Consider the following 20083-nt stretch of genomic DNA (forward strand, 5'->3'; position numbering starts at 1 on the left):
GCGGCTCAGGATCCAAAAGCCTACCTGAAACTGATAACGCAGGATCAGTGGCCAGACGGGGAGAAAGAGGTCGTGCAGGGAGACGCCGACCACCGAGGCCACCACACTGCAACGCGTCACCATGGAGGCTCCCATGGCGCCCAGGGTCTTTAAACCAAAGATCGGAAGGAATCCGAAGAAAACGCCGATGGAGGTTCCTCCCGCCACTGAGTGTGGAGCATCCTTCGCATCGAGGAGTTCGTGGAATTTCCGGATATATTCCCGGATGTGTCGTTTGATCATGGAAAAGCGGTGGTCAAATGTAATGCCGCTAAGATCGTAATACTAAAGACTACGCGCCCCGCTTGGTCGCCCTTTTTTGGGTCTCCTTGCGGGTCTTTTCCTTCTCCTTGCCCAGAAGTCGATCTGGATTGAGTGCTTGGAGAGCAGGAGGAAGGAAGAGGCCATCCTTGCGGATCAGCTTCCCGTCGAACCAGACTTCGCCGCCGCCATAGTCCTTGCGCTGGATGCAGACCATGTCCCAGTGGATGGCACTCTTGTTTCCATTCCCAGCCACCTCATAGGCCTGACCGGGGGTGAAGTGGAACGATCCCGCGATCTTCTCGTCAAAGAGGATATCGCGCATCGGGTGAAGGATATGCGGATTGAACCCTAGCGAGAACTCTCCGATGAAGCGTGCTCCGGCATCCGTGTCGAGGATCTCGTTCAGCGCCTTGGTATGGTTGGCTGTTGCCTTCATGACCTTCCCCTTCGAGAACTCGAGGCGCACGTTGTCGAAGGCGATCCCGCGGTTCAGCGTCGGTGCATTGAAGGTGACATGACCCTCCACGGAATCCTTCACCGGACAGGAGAAGACCTCACCGTCCGGGATGTTGTGCTCGCCTCCGCAAATGACCGAGCCGATCCCCTTGATGCTGAAGCGGAGGTCGGTGCCGGGACCCTTGATGTGGACCTTGTCGGTGCGGTCCATGAGAGCCTTGAGCGCCTTCATGCCGGGGATCATCGCAGCGTAGTCGAGCGTGCAGACCCGGAAGAAAAATTCGGCGAAGGCTTCCGTGCTCATCTGAGCCTGCTGAGCCATCGAGGGGGTGGGCCAACGCAGCACCACCCAGCGGGTCTTGTTGATCCGGTAGTCGAGGGCGGGGCGGAGCTTTGCCGAGAGCAGAGCCATCTGGGACTGCGGCACGTCAGCCATCTCGGAGATGTTCTGGGAACCACGCACGGCGATATAGGCCTGCATCTTCTTCAGGCGAGCGAGATCGATCGAGGCCATGGTTTCGGCCTGAGAGCCGGTGACGCCCAAGGCCAATTCACGGCTGATGCGTCCGGAGTGCATCACCACATGGGGTTCTGCCTTGGCGGCGCGAGCAGCACGGATCAGGGCGATCACGAACTCCTCCGGCGTGTCGGCAACATCGATGAGGACACGCTCACCGGCCTTCAGCTTCGTGGAGTGCGTGGTGAGAACTCGGGCTAGGGAATCGTAGCGGGAATCGGACATGGGATAGGGTGAAAAGTGGAAAGTGAAAGGGTGAAAGAGGTCAGGGCTTTGCGGCCGATACCTTAAGCTTGGCGAGATACTTTACGGGATCCTTATCGAAGTCACCGATGCACGACTTACAGCAGAAGCCGACCTGCTGCCCCTTGTAATCGACCATTATGGGTGGCCCCATCTCTCCGAGCTTTTCATCCGACACAATGCATTTTGTGGAAGGATAGGGGATTGGTTCGGCGGCATGGATGGTTGCCGAGAGCAACGTAGTGCATGCGAGAGCCGGCAAAAGGTGCAACTTCATCCGTGCAAATCTATCACGGAATCAGGTGGTGGCTAGTGATGAAAAGTCGAAAAAGATAGAGAGCATGACCATAAAAATGGGCTCGCGTACGATTCACCGACGATTTTTTTCGATTCGTCGATTTTCTCTTGCGGATCCTTTCTTCCAGTGTAACAAAACATGCCAATGAACTTCCGTCGCCCTATCATGACCATGGTGATGGCGCTGGCCCTCTTTATGATTGCCGGCGGTCACTGGGCCATGCTGCAGAGCGTGGCGTGGGCTGGGATGGTGAAGGACTTTTCCCGCACGGGATCCATCGCTGAAGCCGTCTCAAAGACCTTCGATGGCAAGCACCCCTGCTCGATGTGTAAGAAAATTTCCGCAGCCCAAGCCCATGAGGAAAAAGCTCCCGTCACCGTCAAGGTCGACAAGAAAGCGGAGGTCTTTGTTGTCTCCTTGGGATCCGAGCTACCCCCTCCCCTTTCCCGCCCGTTGACCTACGGGCCCGCACCCTTTGTTTCGATGCCGGAGCGCTTTTTTGCTCCGCCCGTCCCGGTTCCCATCAGCGCGCGCTCCTAAACGCGTCGTCGGTGGAATGCCGGGTTAACCCCCGGTTATCCCGCCGTTCACTGATCACAAGCCCTCCCCGACCCTCAGTCGGTGAGCGGTGGATGCAACTCCGCATAACACTTTCCGCGGAAGTTGCGCACCTAGGAACCCATGCGCCGTAAAATCATCGAACAGAAATCAGGATTCACCCTAATCGAGTTGCTTGTTGTGGTGGCCATCATTGCCGTGCTGGCTGCATTGGCTTTGCCGGCAATCCGAAACGCGCAGGCCCAGTCACTCTCCATGAAGTGTGCCAGCAACATGATGCAACTCGGGAAGGCGACACTGCTCTACGCCGCGGATAACGGAATGTGTCTGCCGCAGAGCAGCCACCAAGGCAGCTCCTGGACCAATGCCCTGCAGCCCTACGCCTCGGGCACGATCACTTTCCGGTGCCCAGCCGACGAGGTGAAGACCAGGACCATTACCTATGTGATCAATGACTTTCTCACGGCGAAGCCCTGCAATGCCGAGTATCTGTCGGAACTCAACCAATCGCATCTGGTCTGTATCGATATGCCGAGTCAGACAGTCTTCTTCTTGGAGCTATCAAGGGCGGCTGTAACACCGGATCATCTCCATCTGGCCGATCTTTTCATGAGCCACTACGGCGAGTCGGTGCCCCCGGGTGACTTTGCCTCGCTGGTGGGAGTGGATCGTCATCAGGGAAAAAAGGCCAACTACCTTTTCGCTGATGCCCATGTCGAATCGATCAGTTGGATCGAGGCGCAGCAACGAATCAATCAACCAGGTAGCAGGTTCATAAACCCTCTCCGCAATTGAGTCACTCTGTCTAATAACTATTAAACCAACCAACCAAACCAAATCTATGAATACCAACACACTACACAAATGCATTATCGCCGCCACCATGATGGTAGCGGCCTCCACCGCCTCCGCACATGTCAATTATAGTTCAGCCCGGGATTTTGGAACCTTCAGCGGGACCGATTATACTAAGATCATCACCGGCCAAACCCTCAACGGAAACTACGGATGGGCTAGCGGGACGGATGCAACCGGTGCCGACAGTCATAAAACCCGATATTTTGTCTTCACACTGAACCAGGACGCTTGGGTCAACTTGAATGTGCAGGGGGCTAGCGTGACGACAACAAAAACTTTCAGCGCTCTCTCCAATCCGGGATTTTCACTCTACAAAGGTTGGCTGTCCGCTGCTGATTCACATGATTTCAGTGATGATAGCGTCGCCATCAATAATGCTCGCTGGGGGTTCAATACAAGTGCGGATGCGGGGTTGAAAGAGCCAAGTGCTGGAGCCGATCATTGGGCGGGATCCTTCAGTGCGCTGAGTGACTGGTCGATCGCCAATGATACTGCTCAAGTATCCACCTTTACCTACATCGGCAATGCTGCGGATGGAACAACTGCAAACTACGCTGCCCATGGAGGTTCGGCATCGGGAATCAACTGGGATGGGAATGCCAATGGGGATGTAAGCGCGACGTTCCATCTCACTGCCGATCAATATGCGGTCTTTATCGGAGGGGCGCAGTATTTCGGAGCGCTTAATGCCGGCGCCGACCAAACGACCTATGGAATCCGGGCTACCCTCTCTGTAAGCTCTGTTCCCGAACCCTCCACCTATGCTCTTTTTGGCATTGGCGCGTTGGTCATGCTGGCTGTCTATCGCCGGAGAACGTCCTGTCAGGCCTAAGTGCTGTTTCCCAAGCCTCTCTCCGGCAGATTTAAGATGCTCCGGGGAGAGGTAACCTGACCTCTTTCAATTCAAGAAACCATCAATCCATAAAAAACTTATCTCCAGCCTTACTACAGGTCTCCTTTCGGGCCTTCTCGCACTCACACTGCTCCTCACACCTAGGAATCTCCATGCCTGCGCCTGCGGCACCTACAATGTCGGCACCAGTTATAACTTCCCCAACGGCCCGGTGGAATGGTCTGGACGGAATACGACTACATCGGCCAGAGCCAGAGCTGGCGTTGCTATCCATCCAGTCTTCCGCGCCTCCAACGTAATCCGATTCTCCTGTTTTCATTCCCAGCCGATTCACTAGGTTTCAATAATGCCTACTGAGGATTCAACTCCCTCCCTGCTCTCTCGACTTAAAGGGGGTTGCTCCGAGTTTTGGGTGAAGTACGTCGTGGGGAAACGCTCCCCCTTTGGGAATGAAGAGAAAGATGACCACGAAGAATGGCGCTTGATGGCCATTCTGGCGGCCGGGTGTTTCGTCTTCGGAGGGCTGGGCCTGATCAGTGAACTTCTCTACCATCACCGCGGATGGGCCACGGCCTTCTATCTCTTGGCCTACCTCTGCGGGGGTTGGGATACCGCCGAGGATGCTTGGCATCGTGTCAGAAAGGGAATCCTCGACGTCCATTTCCTGATGCTCGCTGTGGCTGTTGGAGCGGGGGTGATTGGCGCCTGGCGCGAGGGGGCCCTGCTGCTCTTTCTCTTCTCGGCATCCGGTGCCATGGAGCACTTTGCGATGGGGCGCACAAAGAAGGCCATCGACGCCCTCTTCCGGGGAGCCCCCAAGACCGCACGGGTCCTCAGCAATGGAATCGAGGAGTCCGTTCCGGTGGAGAAGCTGACACCGGGCATGGTGATTCTCGTCACCACCGGGGAACAGATCCCTGCCGACATGGAGGTGATCAAGGGCGAGAGCGCCTGTGACGAGTCGAACATGACCGGTGAGGCAATACCGGTATCGAAGCGCCTCGGAGATACGGCCCTCTCGGGCACCATCAATCTCTGGGGCGTCCTGGAAGGAAGGGTTCTTAGGCCAGCCAGTGAGAGTTCCTTGCAGAAAATCATCCGCCTCATCCAGAACGCCCAGAACCTGAAGGCCCCCTCCCAGCGTTTCACGGACCGATTCGGCACGGGGTACACGTGGACCATCCTCTTTATCTGTACCATCATGTTCTTTGTCTGGTGGCTGCTACTGGGCCTCGCTCCGTTTGAGAAACGTGATGGAACGGCCAGCGCCTTCTACCGGACGATGACTCTGCTGGTGGTGGCCTCTCCCTGCGCCCTAGTTCTTTCGGTCCCCTCGGCTATCCTCTCGGCGATCGCAAGCGGGGCGCGACGCGGAATCCTCTACCGGGGAGGTGCGGCCATCGAGACGCTGGCGGATGTCGGCGTTGTCGCTCTCGACAAGACCGGAACCCTTACCTCAGGCAACCTGACCCTCGCGGAAGTCGAAATATTTAAGGGTCATGAAACCCGTTTTCGCTCGGTGGCCCATTCCTTGGCACGCCTCTCCGAACACCCACTCTCCCGTGCGATCCGGCGAATCGCTATGACCTGGGGTATCCCCGCCATGGAGGTGGCGAACTTCCAAACCATCCTAGGCAAGGGAGTCCGTGCCGATATCGATGGGGAGACCTTTGTGATGGGTAGCCGTAAGCTTGTCCTCGGGTTGGACGCATTCCACGAAGACGATCTTCCCCCGGCAGGGAAGTCAGCCGGGGCTGTCGTCTGGGTGGCGGGAGAGGGACTGCTCGGCCGGATGATTTTCTCGGACGAGATCCGCGCCGCATCGATCACCACCCTGCGCAGGCTTCATGAGCAGGGCATTCGCACCGTCATGCTCACCGGCGATCACAGGGAGGCGGCCCAGCTGATCGGAAAGAAGGTCGGGATCGGCGAGATTCTCTCCGAACTCTCACCCGATGGAAAAGTCGAGGCCATCGAGAATCTCAAGGAAGGAGGGAGGGTACGCGTGGCCATGATCGGGGACGGAGTGAACGACGCGCCCTGCATCGCGGCCGCCGATATCGGCGTGGCCATGGGGGCCCGAGGCTCCGACGCCGCCCTCGAACAGGCGGAGGTTGTGCTGATGAACGATCGGATTGAGAACTTCCTGCTGGCCCGCCTGTTGAGCGTTCAGGCCAAGAGGATCATCAACCAGAACATCGTGGTCGCCCTAGGAACCGTGGTCGTCATGGTCTGCACCGCTTTTTTCTTTCCGGTTCCCCTTACCTTGGGCGTTGCCGCACACGAGGGAAGCACTCTGCTGGTGGTGTTGAATAGTCTCCGCTTGCTGGCTCTGAAACTTCCCAAGTATAGTGAGTCGTAACTTGAATCGTAATCGTGCTAACCATAAAAAACCATGACCGCCCAGACAAACAGAGCCCTTAGCAAAGTTCCTCAAGTCACGCTGGGTTTCTGGGTGCTAAAGATCCTTGCCACAACGCTCGGGGAGACTGGCGGAGACGCCGTCTCGATGTCTCTGAACCTAGGCTATCTGCTCAGCACAGGAATCTTTGCGGTGATCTTCGCTATCGCCGTCCTGACACAGATCTTTGCAAAGAAATTCCACCCGGGGATTTACTGGTTCACTATCATCGCCACGACGACCGTCGGTACCACGCTGGCCGATTTCTGCGACCGATCGCTCGGTATCGGCTACACGGGAGGATCGGCCTTGCTTCTCGGCCTGCTGCTGGCCTCGCTCTATGCCTGGAAGAAGACCCTGGGCACTGTGGCCGTAGAGACTGTCAACACGCCCAAGGCCGAGCTCTTCTACTGGTTCACGATCATGTGCTCCCAGACTCTGGGCACGGCTCTGGGTGATTGGACTTCAGACTCCGCGGGCCTAGGATATTTGGGCAGCGCAGCTCTCTTCGGCGGATTGCTTCTCATCCTGGCACTTGCTTACTGGAAGACATCCCTCTCGCGCACGCTGCTCTTCTGGGCCGCCTTCATCCTGACGCGTCCCCTGGGCGCAGTGGTCGGGGATTTCCTAGACAAGCCGCATGACCATGGCGGCCTTGCGCTGAGTCGATTCACCGCATCCGCGGTCTTACTCGCCATCATGGGAGTCATCATGGTGACAATCCCCCAACGCGCGGCTACAAAAAGCCACTAACTAGAAAAGATTGGCTCTTCGCTATTTCCTGTGGGTGGATGGTAAGATCATACTCCGGGAGGCAGAGGGTTATTTCACCACTAAGAAAACAGCCAAGGACTTGCAAAGTTTTCTGAAAAGGACTGATAGCAGCCTATTAGGCTTGAGGTTGAAGGCTGTTAGCGAAGTGCACGATCACAATGGCATGGATGCAGTGCCGAAGGCACTGCGGGGAGGAAGGCCTTGCGACTCACTCTCGCAAGCCAGCTTGCAGAGATGATCCGCCAGGCATTCCAGCTCCGATCCTCGGAGCTCATTCCATTTGTTCCCCCGGTCTTACTTGGATCCCCCTTGGGTCCCTCTTAGTGGTTCAAATTCCCTGCGGATGTCGATGCTTTACCCACTCCAAACAGCGAGGAACCAAAAGATTTAATCCAAATTCGCGCTAGTTGATAGATGACCCGCATTCTAAGTGATTAGGGCATCACTCTATGTGCCGCTCCAAAGGCGTCAGCAATCCAGTTACCCTTTTAGAATCTCCTCTAAACAAAAAACCCCTCCTCTTACGAGGAGAGGTCTAATACCATGTCTCATCATTGAGCAGACCAATCAATGGCAGACAGTCATTGTTCCACCGCAATGGGTGCAGGTGTGCTTGAGCTTGCCGGTCTTGAAGAAGTTCTCCATGGCCGAATGGCAGTAAGGGCATACCATAGTCTGCGCATTGTGATAGGTGATGGCTGGATTCTTGGCCGTGGTGGGGTTAGCAACCTTGACCATAACCATCTTGCATTGATCGCACATGACAGCTCCGGCGGTTGGAGGTGCCGCGAACGATTGGGAGGGTAGGATGGTGAGTAGACTCATCATTCCCACCGCTGATAGGAAACGGACTCTATTTTTCATGGGGTTTTGATTGGCGGTTTATTTGTTGCTCCATGACCCGTTCCGCCTTGAACCGGCTATCGAGGTGTGGGTGATTCCACTATGGAACAACTTAATCAACGAGGGGGAGGCACGATAGGAGTGGAAGCGCTTACCTTCCCCTAATTAAAACGCTTACCCAGGTTCTGATGTATCTCTGCTTCGCTCGCTTGAACGGCCTGAGAAAAACGGGGAAATCCCCCCGGATATTTATCGAAATTTCTTCAGCCCCGCAGATAGCGTGAGAGCTCTTTCCTTAGAAGTTCCCGGGCATGACTGAGTCGGCGCTCGACGGCCTTGACCGAGCATTCCGCGATGACAGCGATCTCGGAATGGGAGAGTTGCTCGTATTCGTTCAGGATCAAGGACTCACGGAGATCAGGAGGAAGGGAGGCAATAGCCATGCGCACGGCCTGCTCTCGCTCCCGTGATTCGACAGCCTTTAGCGGATCCCCCTCGGAAGCCACCGTGTCGGCTTCCTCGATCGCAACCGTCGGATGGCGTCTTTGCCATCGAAGATGGTTCCTGGCCAGATTGGCAGCAATGCCGAAGAGCCAGGTGGAGAATTGACCGCCCGCCCGGAATTTTGACCGGTTCTGATAGATTCTCACGAAGGTCTCCTCGGCGAGTTCCAAGGCAGTCGCTTCGTTCCCCGTGAAGCGGTAGAGGTAGGCTGTGAGGCGCCTCCTCCAGCGTTCCATGATCGCATTGAGAGCGAGATCCTCTCCGCTAGCCAGAAGCGCCATCGCGTCACGGTCCTCCTGTTCGGTTTCGGACATGAAAGGGGCCCCTTATCGTGAACCGCAGGAGTCGATCACCAAGGGAAGCACCTTGAGTAAATAATCCCTGCGTTTCTCGGGAGGGAGTTCCGCCGCCACAGCATAGAAATGCTCGAGCATCACGATCCTTGTCTGGGTGCGGATGCGGTCGGTCTCCGCCACCGCTTCCCTGAGTCCTGGCGTCATGGTGCCCTGGCTCAACCCCTCTTCCAAGGCGATCCGCTCAAGATGGGCATTGGCTTCGCACATCTGGTCACAATAGGGGCCACATCGAGATCCGTAGTATTGTTGCAGCCCCTCGATCGTTCCCACCTTTTGAGGAGAGAGTCCGTACTGATGGCAAAGCCATGCCGAGGATGGACCTCGCAAAAGATGTTTCGTCACCAAGGCCGCTCCGACTCCTGCGATGATAACCGCCACAAGAATAAGAAAGCCGCGTTTCATGGATCGAGAATCAATGTGCGTGTGTGACGGAGGCAAAGGGGTTCAACGAGAGAAGATAACGCTCCTCCTCAGAAGAACGGGCCTGCATTCCTCCGACCAGAATGCCGCCGAAGAGGGCTACTGCAACGCAGGTCGCGGCAATCCGGGGCACGGCTAGCCGCTGGAGCCAAGAGAAGAAGGATAAGCCCATGGCCCCGCTACTCTCGGCGGCTTCGATGCGAGCCCAGACGGAACGGTTAAAGCCGGAACCAGGCTCTGCGTTCGGAGTCCACTCCTGCAATAGGTCTGAGAGTTGCTTCTCGGGATTCATCATGTGAAAGGTAATATACTCAGCGGGCGGAGGCAGGCTTTTTCAGCACTACCTCCGCCGCGTTGAATTATCTCATTACTTGCAGCAAGAAGCGCACTTGCCATCCGAGCACTTCACGCAGGAGCTGCAGCTCTTGGCGCAACCCTTGCAGGCCTTGCAGCTGTCCGCAGCGGAGACGGTGGCCAGTCCGAGTCCAGCGATGAGGGCGAGCATAGCGCCCGCTTTGATCAATGTTTTCATGTGTGTGGTGTGTTTTGTTGAGAGCGGGAACCATTCCCGTTCCAGAAGTAATTCACCGCACATGGAGAAATCCCCCCGACTATTTTTCACCAAGTTGTTTGGCTTCTGGCTGTTTTCAATGGGTAAGAGGGAAGACAGAGAAAAAAATATGGAACTCAGGAACTCAGGATGCAACGGCTGCGAAGCAACGGCCAGGCAAGCAAAAGAAACGCACGAGGAAATTTGCCGCTTAGAGCAATCTGATGCTGAGTAATGGTGGATCGATGGAAGCAGAGTAATCCGTCAAGAATGCAAAGTGACGGTCCAGCCAGCTAATGCAACAAGGATCACGAGAACTTATCACATCCATACCTATTCAGCTTTTCTTCCTGAGTTCCTGAGTTCCATATTCAAAAAACCCTGTTTGGTTCTTCTAAATCCTTTTCGAAACCAAAGGCCTAGGCGCTGATTGTTTTCGATCCAGCAGATTCACCCATTCCAAATAGCGGAGAGCCAGTTTTTTCGAGACACCAAAGGCGTGGTTTTTGAACAACGCTGGAGATATGTTGCCGTTGTGAGAAAGGATCTAGCCCGCTCTATTCTGAGTCGCGGCGCTATTCCTCGAGGAATTTGGGTTTTGGGATTTGTCAGCCTGCTCATGGATCTCTCCAGCGAGATGATCCATGCGATTCTCCCGCTCTTCATGGTGAAGGCCCTGGGAACTCCGGTGATCGCAGTCGGACTCATTGAGGGAATCGCCGAGGGAACGGCGATGATCGCCAAGCTCTTTTCGGGAGTGATCGCAGACCGGATGCGCAAACCGAAGCTCCTCGCCGTCTTGGGCTACGGACTTTCGGCACTTTCCAAGCCGCTCTTTCCTCTCGCCTCGGGACTCGCCCTGCTTATCTCCGCTCGGTTCATCGATCGGATCGGCAAGGGGATTCGCGGTGCACCGCGTGACGCGCTGGTTGCGGAGATCGCCCCCGAAGCAATCCGTGGCGCCTGTTTTGGATTGCGGCAGGGGCTCGACTCCGTGGGCGCCTTCCTGGCTCCGCTCCTCGCCATTGGACTCATGCTTCTCACGACGGACAACTACCGCATTGTCTTCTGGGTAGCCGCCATTCCGGCACTACTCGCCGTCTTTCTTCTCATGGCGGGGGTCAAGGAACCGGAATCAGCCAACACCGCTTCCAAAAAAAAGGCCGCTTTCCCAAAGACCGCTTTCCCGATTTCCCTAACTGCGCTTCGCCAGCTGCCGGAGGGACTCTGGTGGACCTTCCTTTTGGCGGGACTTCTTTCGTTGGCACGCTTCAGCGATGCCTTCCTGATTCTCAGGAGCCAACAAGCCGGTCTACCCATCGCCTGGGTACCTCTTATCATGGTCGTGATGAATCTAGTCTACGCTGCCAGCTCCTATCCCGCCGGCATTCTCTCGGACAGCTTCGGACGTATCGCTCCACTTGTTGCCGGCACCTTTGCGCTCATTCTGGGGAATATCCTCCTCGCCTCAGGCTCGGGCCTCTTGCTTCCGGGCCTGGGAATCGTTTGCTGGGGACTCCATCTCGGTCTCACACAGGGAGTCCTCTCAGCCATGATCGCGGACCGTGCCCCCGCGGAGCTGAAGGCCACCGCCTTCGGCCTGCTCAATCTGGTCATGGGCATCGGATTACTCAGTGCCAGCCTGGTTGCTGGAGCTCTCTGGGATCGGCTTGGTTCCTCCTTCATGTTCCTCGCCGCTTTGGTGCCAGCGATAGGGGTTCTGATTGTAATCGGCATCAAACAGATCCAGCCGCAACGGGCCCTCTGAGAATCAGCTCAGGAGAGTCGGATACAATCCGAGGTGATGAGGGGGGTGGGATCAGTGATGATCTGGGGGAGGTCTGAGAAAATCCAATCGCCAGGATGGTTTACCTCTCGACCCCGTCCCTCTCTATCCCTGCAACCCTTTGAGCTTCTTCAAAATCTCGGGGGCTTCCTTAGCCTCGCATAGCGGGGTCAGATGTTCGTAAATGTAGCTCCAGTCCAGACTCTCTTTTCCCTGACGGACAATAATCCCGCGGATGTCATTCCAATCCAGATCCCTGTCAGCGAATGCCTTCATGACAACCAGATCTTCAGGAGTGCAGAGCATCACCTCCGCCCCCGGTTCCATTTCGATCTTGCGGGCACGTTGCACGGCACTCTCTTCAAAGGGCAATGCGCCCAGTGCGATATCGATACCGATCCCGCTTGCCGAACGCAGAAGCAGCACCCGGTTCTTAAGGGCAAAATCACGTGCATCCTTCAGACGCGGCTCATAGTGAGCCAGCCATTCATCCACAAAGGTTTCCTCTCCCCCGAATCCCGTCAGCAGGGTAAGGTCGAGATCCATGGTGAAGCGGGGCTCTCCCCAATGGAGAACAGCAATTCCGCCGATAATGCAGAACTTCCAACGACGCTCCTCGCAGAACCCCTGTAATTCCAGAGCAAGCCGGGTCAGTTCGTTCACGCCATCCTGATTTTCTGAAACCACCTCTGCTGTTCCACGAGACCCGAGATCTTCCGCTCAGGCATCGTGGAGACCGTTCGGTTAATGGCTCCCTGCAGGTTTTTCATGGCAGTGGCCGTGCTTGCGGAACGGATATCCGCATCCCGCACCTCCTGGAGTATCGGCGCCGCAGACGCCCATTGGGCGATGCGCGTTTTCAGTGCGAAGGCGGTCGATTCCATGTATTCAGGATAACTCTCCCGTTTGCTGAAGTCCAAGCCTATCAGCCTTTCAGCCTTCATCCCTCAGTCTAAACACCGGTGACCTGAGACAAAGACCGAATAGTCAGGCAATCATCCCTAGAGATCTCCCTCAGTTCGTCGCGGGAGTAGCCCCTGATCCTGCAGGCGCGAGCAAGGCACCCGGCACAACAGTGGCCGTCGGCACGGGCAATGGAGGCAGGGGAGTCATGCTGCCTGAAGGTGACGGTGAGGGCGTGGGCACAAGTTCTGGCACCGAGGGAGCGTCTTGTCCTTGTCCTTGCGGTTGAAGTTGTGGTTGAGCAGTCGATTTCGGTTCGGGTCGGAACTCTGGATGGCGGATCCGACCTCCGGCCTCGGCCGTCCAGATGCTCAGGGCGATGGAGAGAGTGCTTCCCACAAGCACTGCCCAGCCGATCCATGCGGCCTGGCGCGGAAACTTGATCAGGACAAGAAGCGCCACCAGCGACAGAATCCCCGCTGCGTAGACCACAGGGGCGGTGAAATTGGCACGATGGCTGTGCTCCCGGAAGGCAGCTTTGCCCGCCACATCCATTCCCTGACTGATCGATCCATCAACAAAGGATTCTTGGGCCTCCTCCCCCGTCTCCATGATGAAGGGCATTGTTCCAGCACACAGAATCACAGCGAGTAGACCGGAAGCAAGGGCTCCACGGTTGTGGAAGAGAATGCCGATCAGGACAGGCAGGCAGGCGACAGCCAGGCCGATGATCGGGACATGGTTGATGGCCAGATGGATGTGTGCGGGGGTGAAGAGAGTCTCCATAAGCAGATAATTCATGAGGCTTATCCGAGGGACCGCATCAGGCAAGAGAGAAGCTCGACAGCGCTGGCCTTGTTATTGAAGAATTCAGTCATGAGCAATGGACAAGGCACCGCGGGTAACGTAATCGCTTCCTTGGCGAGCTTCTTCATCCCCGGACTGGGACAACTCCTTCAGGGGCGCCTTCTGCCCGCCATCCTCTTCTTTGTCTTCACGGGGATTCTCTGGGTGTTCCTACTGGGCTGGATCATCCATCTCTGGGCTTGCCTCGATGCCGCACTCTGGAAGCCGCGGAGTTAAAAGCTTCTGCAACCGCAAAGCTTCGAGGGGCACTTGCCCCCCTGGTGATTTTTTCTCACCATCATGAGCAATCTAAGCATATTGCTTAGAGAAAAATCCCATCTTCTCTGTAGAAATCAAAAGCGAGGGACTTGGCACGTCGTTTGCTCTTACTGGTTCCAAGACTTAAACCAGTCCCAAAACCAACAAAACCTACCATGAAACTCACCACCCGCGTTGCTTCGATCGCCCTCACGGCGGTTGCGGTCACTTCAGTCCTCCATGCCGCCGAGACAAACTCGGTTTCTTCCGGCAAAAACTTCAAACAGCCCGTCGCCGAGGCTGCTGCCACACCCATGTTCACCGGCACAGTGACCACTGGATACGACAGTATGTACAACTTCCGTGGTGTCGACTGGATCCCAAACAAAGGTATCGCTACAGCCACCTTCACACCTGTCTGGCACATCACACCTAACGACACCTTCTCAGTACCACTCTGGTTCTGCGTTGCTCTGGGTCAAAACTCGCCTTTCAACGGCAACAACTACACTGAGTTGGATGTCTCCCCGAGCTACGTCCACACCTTCGGTAACTTGGCCGTGGGTTGCGGTTACACACTCTACAACTACTTCAACTACGGATTCCCAACCGAGTCAGGTGGTATCAGCAGCTACAAGCCAGGTGGCACCGGCCTCCAGCACGAGGTGAACATCAACGCAAACTACACCGTGAAGACCGGTGCCGTTTCCTGGGTGCCATCCATTGCCTACTTCTACGAGTGTGGGGTAGGAGCGCCGAACAACTACGCCAGCATCAACGCCGGTTCGAGCTTCCTGAGTCCCGCACTGACCGTCGGTGTTCCTCTCTACAAAGACATCGTCAGCTTTAACCCGAATACCCAGTACAACATCTCCTTCGGGTACAACAACACAGCTAGCTCGCAAGGTGCATCCAAACTCTACGGCTTCAACAACTGGCAGATTACCGCACCGGTGACTTGGAAAATCACCAGCGCCCTCTCCTTGACGGCGTACGTGGCCTACACTTACCAGCCCAATCTCTACAACACGGTTGCGCTCACAGCGATGCCGGAGAACAGGTTCTACGGCGGCGCCAGCGTTGGGTATTCGTTCTAAAATTTGGGGTTAGACTGACAAGAAGGGCCCCGCTGACAACGGCGGGGCCTTTCCCTTTTGTAACTTGCAAAATAAGGCCTTGGGGCTATCTTGCGCGCACTCATGGAAAAGCATACACTCAACCCCAACGACCTAACTACCCGGCTTCTGCTCGAGAACAAGGCCTGGTCCGAGGAAATCCTGAGCCACGAGCCCGAGTATTTTCATAATTTGGCCAAGGAGCAGCGGCCCAAGTTCCTCTGGATCGGATGCTCCGACAGCCGTGTCCCTGCCGAGACGGTGGTCAATGCCCAACCGGGCGAGATCTTCGTCCACCGCAACATCGCTAATCAGGTCATCACCACCGACTTCAACTGCCTGAGTGTTCTCCAGTACGCAATCTCTGTGCTGAAGGTGGAGCATATCATCGTCTGCGGTCACTACGGATGCGGCGGCGTCCAGGCGGCATTAAGCCGTGAGAACTCGGGGATGATGATCGCCAACAAGTGGCTTCTTCATATCAAGGACATCTACCGGCTGCATCAGGCCGAACTGGAGGCCCTGCCACCCGATCAGAGGAGCAACAAGATGATCGAGCTCAACATCATTGAGCAGGTAAACAACCTTGTCCATACGTCGATGATCCAGACGGCCTGGAAGGAGCGCAAGGCCCCGACTCTGCACGGCTGGGTCTATGGTCTGGAGAACGGCTTGCTCAAAGAGCTGATCACCCTCGACTACAATGCCCCGATGGAGAACATCTATCGGTTCATCGATTAGCCCTTTTTTCCCCGAGAGATTCCCTCCCCTTGTCCCGCCCAAGGTGGCGTGAAACCGACAGAACCATGAATACCGGACCCCGCTACTATCTAGAGAACCTCCGTCAGGACATTCCCGCCAGCATCGGTGTCTTTCTGGTCGCCCTTCCCCTCTGTCTAGGCATCGCCTTGGCCTCCGGGGCTCCTCTTTTCTCAGGAATGATCGCAGGTATGGTAGGCGGTCTCGTGGTCGCCTGGGCGAGCGGATCCCAGCTCAGCGTCTCCGGCCCGGCCGCAGGGTTGACGGTCATTGTCTTCTCGGCCATCGAGACGCTTGGCGGATTTAATGCCTTCCTGATGAGCGTCGTCTTGGCGGGGGTACTTCAGGTGATTCTGGGTTATGCCCGAGCGGGAACGATCGGTGCGTTTTTCCCCTCTGCGGTAATCAAGGGAATGCTCTCGGCGATCGGACTGATTCTGATCATGAAGCAGATCCCCCATGCCACTGGCTTCGATACAAGTATGGAGGGCGACGAGTCTTACATGGGAGACACCGCCGGCGTGACCTTTCAGATCCTGACAAATGCCATCCGTGGAATCTCCTGGGGCGCAACCTTGGTCACCCTCATTTCTCTCTGCCTGCTTTTCGCCTGGGAGGCGCCGTTCATCCGCCGTCATGCGATCCTGCGCATGGTCCCGGCTCCTCTCCTCGCAGTCATCTGGGGTGTCCTCTTTAACGCTGCCGCAGCGCGTTACTTCCCTGCGCTGGTGATCGAGCCCAAGCACTTGGTCTCACTCCCGCCGCTCTCCTCTCCCCTGGAGTTCCTCAGCCAGTTCCACTTACCCGATTTCAAGTCGCTCGGCAATCCTCTCGTCTACAAGACAGCCGTGATCCTGGCCGTGGTCGCCAGCCTGGAGACCCTCCTGAGTATCGAGGCGGTCGATAAACTCGACCCGCACAAACGCATCGCCCCCACCAACCGCGAACTCAAGGCACAGGGGCTGGGGAACATGCTGAGTGGCCTGATCGGAGGTCTGCCACTCACGGCAGTCATCGTCCGCAGTTCCGCCAACATCAACTTCGGGGGTCAGACCAAGATCTCCAGTTTCCTCCATGGTGTGCTGCTTCTGCTTGCCGTGCTCTTTCTCGGCGCCCAACTCAACACCATCCCGCTTGCCTGCCTTGCTGCAATCCTGCTTCAGACCGGGTACAAACTCGCGAAGCCCTCCCTGTTCCGTGAGCAGTTCGCCAAGGGTTGGAACCAGTTTCTACCCTTTATTATCACCATTGTGGCAATCCTTGTGGAGGATCTCCTTTTTGGAATCGCCATCGGCATGGCGATCGGACTCCTCTTTGTCCTGCGCACCAACTTTCACCGATCCATCTCGCTCACTCTCCACGAGGGAAGCTATCTCCTGCGACTGAACAAGGATGTCTCCTTCCTCAACAAGGCCTACCTACGCAGTCTCCTTGCCTCCATCGGTAAGAATTCCCACGTCACCATCGATGGCAAACGGGCAACGTTCATCGATCAGGATATTCTGGAGACGCTCTCCGATTTCGTCATAGATTCCAAGTCGAGGGGGCTACGGATCATCGTGGAGGGCGTTTCTCTCCCCGAACCGACCTCGGGTTCGGCACACTGAGGCTTAATAGGCCAAGACTTTGGCCAGGAAACGCTGAGCCACGAGGGACTGAGGATTGTTAAAGAACTCTCCCGCCGGCCCCTGCTCCATGACACGCCCCTCGGCAAGGAAAGCCACCTGATCGGCGATCTTGCGAGCAAATCCCATCTCGTGGGTGACCAGCAGCATGGGAGTCCCGGCATCCTTCAACTCGGCGATGAGCATCAAGACCTCGGCTGTCATCTCAGGATCAAGGGAAGATGTCGGCTCGTCAAAAAGGAGAAAACGGGCCTTGGATGCCAGCGCACGGGCGATCGCGATCCTCTGCCGCTGACCCCCGGAAAGCTGGGCTGGAAACTTCTGCCCATGTTCCGCCATGCCAAGACGCTCCATCACTTCCAGGGTTCGACGGGTGGCCTCTTGCTCATCAAGACCGTGAACTTGGGTCAAGGGGACCATCACGTTCTGGAATGCCGTCATGTGGGGAAAGAGATTGAAGGCTTGGAAGACCACGCCGAGCTTACGTCGGTAGTCGCGAAGGATCTGCTCTTTTTCCCAAAGGGGTGCCGCTTCTCCGTCCAGGAGCAGCGACCCCGCATCGGGTCGTTCAAGACCAGCGATGATGCGGAGGAGTGTCGACTTTCCGCTCCCGCTAGGCCCCAGCAGAGCGAGCACATGAGGAAACTCCACGCTCAGGCAGAGATCGTCGAGCACTAGACGGCTTTCGCTTCCGGATCCATAGCTCTTCGTGATGCTCAGGGCTTCAATCTTCATGATTTAGGATTCATAGCTCAGACGCTGTTCCAGAAACTTGGAGAGTAGGGAGATCGGCAGCGTGAGGGCCAGATAACCGAGCGCCAGCGGAAGATAGCTCTCCAAGGTGCGGTAGGTGGCCGAGTTCACCTGCTGGGCGGCGAGCGTAAACTCACCGATCGCGATAATCGAGAGGAGCGAAGAGTCCTTAATCAACGATGCGAACTGCCCAGTCAGCGGAGGGAGGATCTGCCGGAGAGCCTGCGGAACAATCACGATCCGGTAGGTCTGCCACGGGGTGAATCCAATGGCCCGCGCCGACTCGAGCTGAGATGCGGGAATGGACTCGATCCCGGCACGGATCATCTCGGCCAGATAGGCCCCGCCGAACAGGGAGAGGATCAGGATCCCGGCGATTAACCGGTCCTGAAGTCCCATGCCGTTGGCGACCACGTAGTAGAGAAAAAGGATCAGGACAAGGAGAGGCATACCCCGCACCACATCGATATAAAGAAGCGCCGTGGACCGCAGAGGCAAAACGCGTGAGCGTCGGGCAAGTGCCGCAACGATGCCGATCAGCGTGCTCAGACAGAGCGAGAGCAGGGAAATCACGATCGTCAGCAACCATCCCTTCCAGAAGACATCCCGGTATTTCCAGACCGATTCCCAGGAGCCCCGGGAGAAACCGGCAGCCCAACTCATCACGCCGAAGCAGAGAAGGGTTGCCAGCAAAAGCATCCACACCACACGGATCCAAACAGGTGCCCTTCTACCCGCCGGCTCGATGATGAATGACAAAAAACTCGGCTTCATGAACGTAAACGGCCCGTCGAAAAGATTTTTCCCGCAGAGCAGAGGCGCAGAGAAAAGGAAGATATGAGTTGAAAATGACCGAGTTCAAAGGCGCCTCTGCGTTTGCTTGCCTGGGCTCGGCTTTGTAGCCTGCAGTTTAAAAACTCTGCGCCTCTGCGCCTCTGCGCGATAATATTCATCTGAAAACTTAGCGGTTAAACCGGAAGAATCCTTCCGCTGTTCGGGTGGTCTCTGCGGCTACCTGCTCAAGGGTGCTTCCGCGAACCTGCGCGACGGCCTCGGCCACGAGTCGGGTATGGGCTGGCTCAGCACGCTTTCCGCGATGGGGCACCGGGGCGAGATAAGGGCAATCGGTCTCGACCATGTAGCCATCAGCAGAAACTGCGGCAGCGCTCTCACGCACCTGCTCCGCATTCTTGAAGGTGATGATGCCGGTGAAGGAGACCAGATGGCCGAGGGCGGCCAACTCGGCAGCCTCTTCAGGAGTGCCTCCGAAGCAGTGGAAAACACCGCGGACTTTCCCGGTGTAGTCACGGAGCACATCGAGGGTGTCAACCCAGGAGGAGCGCTGATGGATCACCACATTGAGTCCCAGCTCCACAGCAAGATCGAGCTGCATTCGGAAGGCATCGGCCTGAGCGGCCTTCCAAGCTCCCTCGGCGATCAAGCGCTCCTGATCCCCTGAACTCTGGGCCAGCAGTGCGGAGTCGACAGCCGCAATCTTAGGCGCCTGCAATTCCTCCGGAAGATGATGGTAGTCGATCCCGGTCTCGCCGATCGCGACGACCTTCGGATGGAGAGCCAATTCCCGGAGTGCCGGGAGAAAATCGAGTCCCTCCTCGGTGACATTCGTCGGATGGATTCCGATCGCGGCGTAGACATTCGGAAAGCGCTCCGTGAGGGCCACGGCGCGGCGACTGCTCTCGAGACCCGTGCCAATCGTAATGATCCGCTTGACGCCCGCTTCACAAGCCCGTGCAACGACCCCGTCAAGATCCGGTTCGAAATCGGGATAGTCGAGGTGGGCGTGAGTATCGATCAGCTCCATGAGGAAAAAGGGGCCGAGAGTGAGTTCTCCGTAGTCTCTTAGTTTCAGCCTTTTGCCTTTTGCCTTTTGCCTTTCCCTCTAGTCTCCGTAGCCGTTCGGGTGCTTCACATGCCAGGCCCAGGCGCTCTCGATAATCGTCCGGATGTCCTGGTATTTCGGCTGCCAGCCGAGTTCGCGGCGGACCTTATCGGAGCCAGCAATGAGGTGGGGCGGATCACCGGCGCGGCGTGGTTTTTCGATAGCCTTGATCTCCTTGCCGGTGATGGCACGGCAGCAGTCGAT

The 20083-nt window shown here is 56.6% G+C and carries 26 protein-coding genes; 11 read left to right on the forward strand and 15 right to left on the reverse strand.

The window, feature by feature from the left end:
* The 3 genes from K8R57_10895 to K8R57_10905 all read right to left on the reverse strand — a co-directional run.
* A partial coding sequence (locus K8R57_10895; GenBank protein ID MCE9588804.1) for a DUF2062 domain-containing protein occupies positions 1-282 on the reverse strand: 282 nt, incomplete at its 3' end.
* A gap of 49 nt (positions 283-331) precedes the next feature.
* Complete coding sequence (locus tag K8R57_10900; GenBank protein MCE9588805.1) at positions 332-1501, reverse strand: aminopeptidase; 1170 nt, start codon at positions 1499-1501, stop codon at positions 332-334.
* A 40-nt stretch (positions 1502-1541) separates the two neighbouring features.
* Complete coding sequence (locus K8R57_10905) at positions 1542-1796, reverse strand: hypothetical protein (GenBank protein ID MCE9588806.1); 255 nt, start codon at positions 1794-1796, stop codon at positions 1542-1544.
* Positions 1797-1961: 165 nt separating this feature from the next.
* Between K8R57_10905 and K8R57_10910 the strand changes: the two genes are divergently transcribed.
* From K8R57_10910 to K8R57_10930, 5 genes are all read left to right on the forward strand, one after another.
* Positions 1962-2357 carry a hypothetical protein gene (locus K8R57_10910; protein ID MCE9588807.1) on the forward strand — a complete coding sequence of 132 codons (396 nt, stop codon included), beginning with the start codon at positions 1962-1964 and terminating at the stop codon, positions 2355-2357.
* A 141-nt stretch (positions 2358-2498) separates the two neighbouring features.
* The gene (locus K8R57_10915) at positions 2499-3170 is read left to right on the forward strand and encodes a prepilin-type N-terminal cleavage/methylation domain-containing protein (protein ID MCE9588808.1); all 672 of its coding nucleotides are present in this window, start codon (positions 2499-2501) and stop codon (positions 3168-3170) included.
* Positions 3171-3216: 46 nt separating this feature from the next.
* Positions 3217-4065, forward strand: a complete 849-nt coding sequence (locus K8R57_10920) for a PEP-CTERM sorting domain-containing protein (GenBank protein MCE9588809.1) — start codon at positions 3217-3219, stop codon at positions 4063-4065.
* 367 nt (positions 4066-4432) lie between these two features.
* The gene (locus K8R57_10925; GenBank protein MCE9588810.1) at positions 4433-6448 is read left to right on the forward strand and encodes a heavy metal translocating P-type ATPase; all 2016 of its coding nucleotides are present in this window, start codon (positions 4433-4435) and stop codon (positions 6446-6448) included.
* 33 nt (positions 6449-6481) lie between these two features.
* Positions 6482-7240 (forward strand): hypothetical protein, encoded by a 759-nt coding sequence (locus K8R57_10930; protein MCE9588811.1) that lies wholly within the window; start codon positions 6482-6484, stop codon positions 7238-7240.
* A 588-nt stretch (positions 7241-7828) separates the two neighbouring features.
* Here the strand turns inward: K8R57_10930 and K8R57_10935 are convergent.
* The 5 genes from K8R57_10935 to K8R57_10955 form a co-directional block, all read right to left on the reverse strand.
* On the reverse strand, positions 7829-8125 hold the full coding sequence (locus tag K8R57_10935) for a hypothetical protein (GenBank protein MCE9588812.1): 297 nt from the start codon (positions 8123-8125) through the stop codon (positions 7829-7831).
* A gap of 242 nt (positions 8126-8367) precedes the next feature.
* Complete coding sequence (locus tag K8R57_10940; protein ID MCE9588813.1) at positions 8368-8922, reverse strand: sigma-70 family RNA polymerase sigma factor; 555 nt, start codon at positions 8920-8922, stop codon at positions 8368-8370.
* Positions 8923-8934: 12 nt separating this feature from the next.
* A complete protein-coding gene (locus K8R57_10945) occupies positions 8935-9366 on the reverse strand; it encodes a hypothetical protein (GenBank protein ID MCE9588814.1) in 432 nt (143 codons plus the stop codon).
* Between the two features lie 10 nt (positions 9367-9376).
* On the reverse strand, positions 9377-9679 hold the full coding sequence (locus tag K8R57_10950; GenBank protein ID MCE9588815.1) for a hypothetical protein: 303 nt from the start codon (positions 9677-9679) through the stop codon (positions 9377-9379).
* Positions 9680-9751: 72 nt separating this feature from the next.
* On the reverse strand, positions 9752-9916 hold the full coding sequence (locus tag K8R57_10955; protein ID MCE9588816.1) for a hypothetical protein: 165 nt from the start codon (positions 9914-9916) through the stop codon (positions 9752-9754).
* A 61-nt stretch (positions 9917-9977) separates the two neighbouring features.
* Between K8R57_10955 and K8R57_10960 the strand changes: the two genes are divergently transcribed.
* Both K8R57_10960 and K8R57_10965 read left to right on the forward strand, forming a co-directional pair.
* A complete protein-coding gene (locus K8R57_10960; GenBank protein MCE9588817.1) occupies positions 9978-10169 on the forward strand; it encodes a hypothetical protein in 192 nt (63 codons plus the stop codon).
* A gap of 384 nt (positions 10170-10553) precedes the next feature.
* Complete coding sequence (locus tag K8R57_10965) at positions 10554-11702, forward strand: MFS transporter (protein ID MCE9588818.1); 1149 nt, start codon at positions 10554-10556, stop codon at positions 11700-11702.
* Positions 11703-11825: 123 nt separating this feature from the next.
* On the opposite strand, the gene K8R57_10970 is transcribed toward K8R57_10965, so the two are convergent.
* From K8R57_10970 to K8R57_10980, 3 genes are all read right to left on the reverse strand, one after another.
* Positions 11826-12383: a nucleotidyltransferase gene (locus K8R57_10970; GenBank protein ID MCE9588819.1), complete on the reverse strand. Its 558-nt coding sequence runs from the start codon at positions 12381-12383 to the stop codon at positions 11826-11828.
* Positions 12380-12604 carry a hypothetical protein gene (locus tag K8R57_10975; protein ID MCE9588820.1) on the reverse strand — a complete coding sequence of 75 codons (225 nt, stop codon included), beginning with the start codon at positions 12602-12604 and terminating at the stop codon, positions 12380-12382. The genes K8R57_10970 and K8R57_10975 overlap by 4 nt, the downstream gene beginning before the upstream one ends.
* A 130-nt stretch (positions 12605-12734) precedes the next feature.
* Complete coding sequence (locus K8R57_10980) at positions 12735-13424, reverse strand: hypothetical protein (GenBank protein MCE9588821.1); 690 nt, start codon at positions 13422-13424, stop codon at positions 12735-12737.
* Positions 13425-13499: 75 nt separating this feature from the next.
* Between K8R57_10980 and K8R57_10985 the strand changes: the two genes are divergently transcribed.
* The 4 genes from K8R57_10985 (at position 13500) to K8R57_11000 (ending at position 17208) form a co-directional block, all read left to right on the forward strand.
* A complete protein-coding gene (locus K8R57_10985) occupies positions 13500-13706 on the forward strand; it encodes a hypothetical protein (protein MCE9588822.1) in 207 nt (68 codons plus the stop codon).
* Positions 13707-13903: 197 nt separating this feature from the next.
* Complete coding sequence (locus tag K8R57_10990) at positions 13904-14824, forward strand: hypothetical protein (GenBank protein MCE9588823.1); 921 nt, start codon at positions 13904-13906, stop codon at positions 14822-14824.
* 102 nt (positions 14825-14926) lie between these two features.
* The gene (can, locus tag K8R57_10995) at positions 14927-15583 is read left to right on the forward strand and encodes a carbonate dehydratase (GenBank protein ID MCE9588824.1); all 657 of its coding nucleotides are present in this window, start codon (positions 14927-14929) and stop codon (positions 15581-15583) included.
* A gap of 65 nt (positions 15584-15648) precedes the next feature.
* Entirely contained in the window at positions 15649-17208 is a 1560-nt protein-coding gene (locus tag K8R57_11000; GenBank protein ID MCE9588825.1) for a SulP family inorganic anion transporter, read from the forward strand.
* Positions 17209-17211: 3 nt separating this feature from the next.
* On the opposite strand, the gene K8R57_11005 is transcribed toward K8R57_11000, so the two are convergent.
* From K8R57_11005 to K8R57_11020, 4 genes are all read right to left on the reverse strand, one after another.
* Complete coding sequence (locus K8R57_11005; GenBank protein ID MCE9588826.1) at positions 17212-17961, reverse strand: amino acid ABC transporter ATP-binding protein; 750 nt, start codon at positions 17959-17961, stop codon at positions 17212-17214.
* A gap of 3 nt (positions 17962-17964) precedes the next feature.
* Entirely contained in the window at positions 17965-18753 is a 789-nt protein-coding gene (locus tag K8R57_11010; protein MCE9588827.1) for an amino acid ABC transporter permease, read from the reverse strand.
* A 187-nt stretch (positions 18754-18940) separates the two neighbouring features.
* On the reverse strand, positions 18941-19801 hold the full coding sequence (locus tag K8R57_11015) for a TatD family hydrolase (GenBank protein ID MCE9588828.1): 861 nt from the start codon (positions 19799-19801) through the stop codon (positions 18941-18943).
* 78 nt (positions 19802-19879) lie between these two features.
* Positions 19880-20083: UDP-glucose 4-epimerase GalE (locus K8R57_11020; GenBank protein ID MCE9588829.1), on the reverse strand; the 204-nt coding region annotated here is incomplete at its 5' end.

The organism is Verrucomicrobiota bacterium, assembly GCA_021413925.1.
GTDB lineage: Bacteria > Verrucomicrobiota > Verrucomicrobiia > Chthoniobacterales > UBA6821 > UBA6821.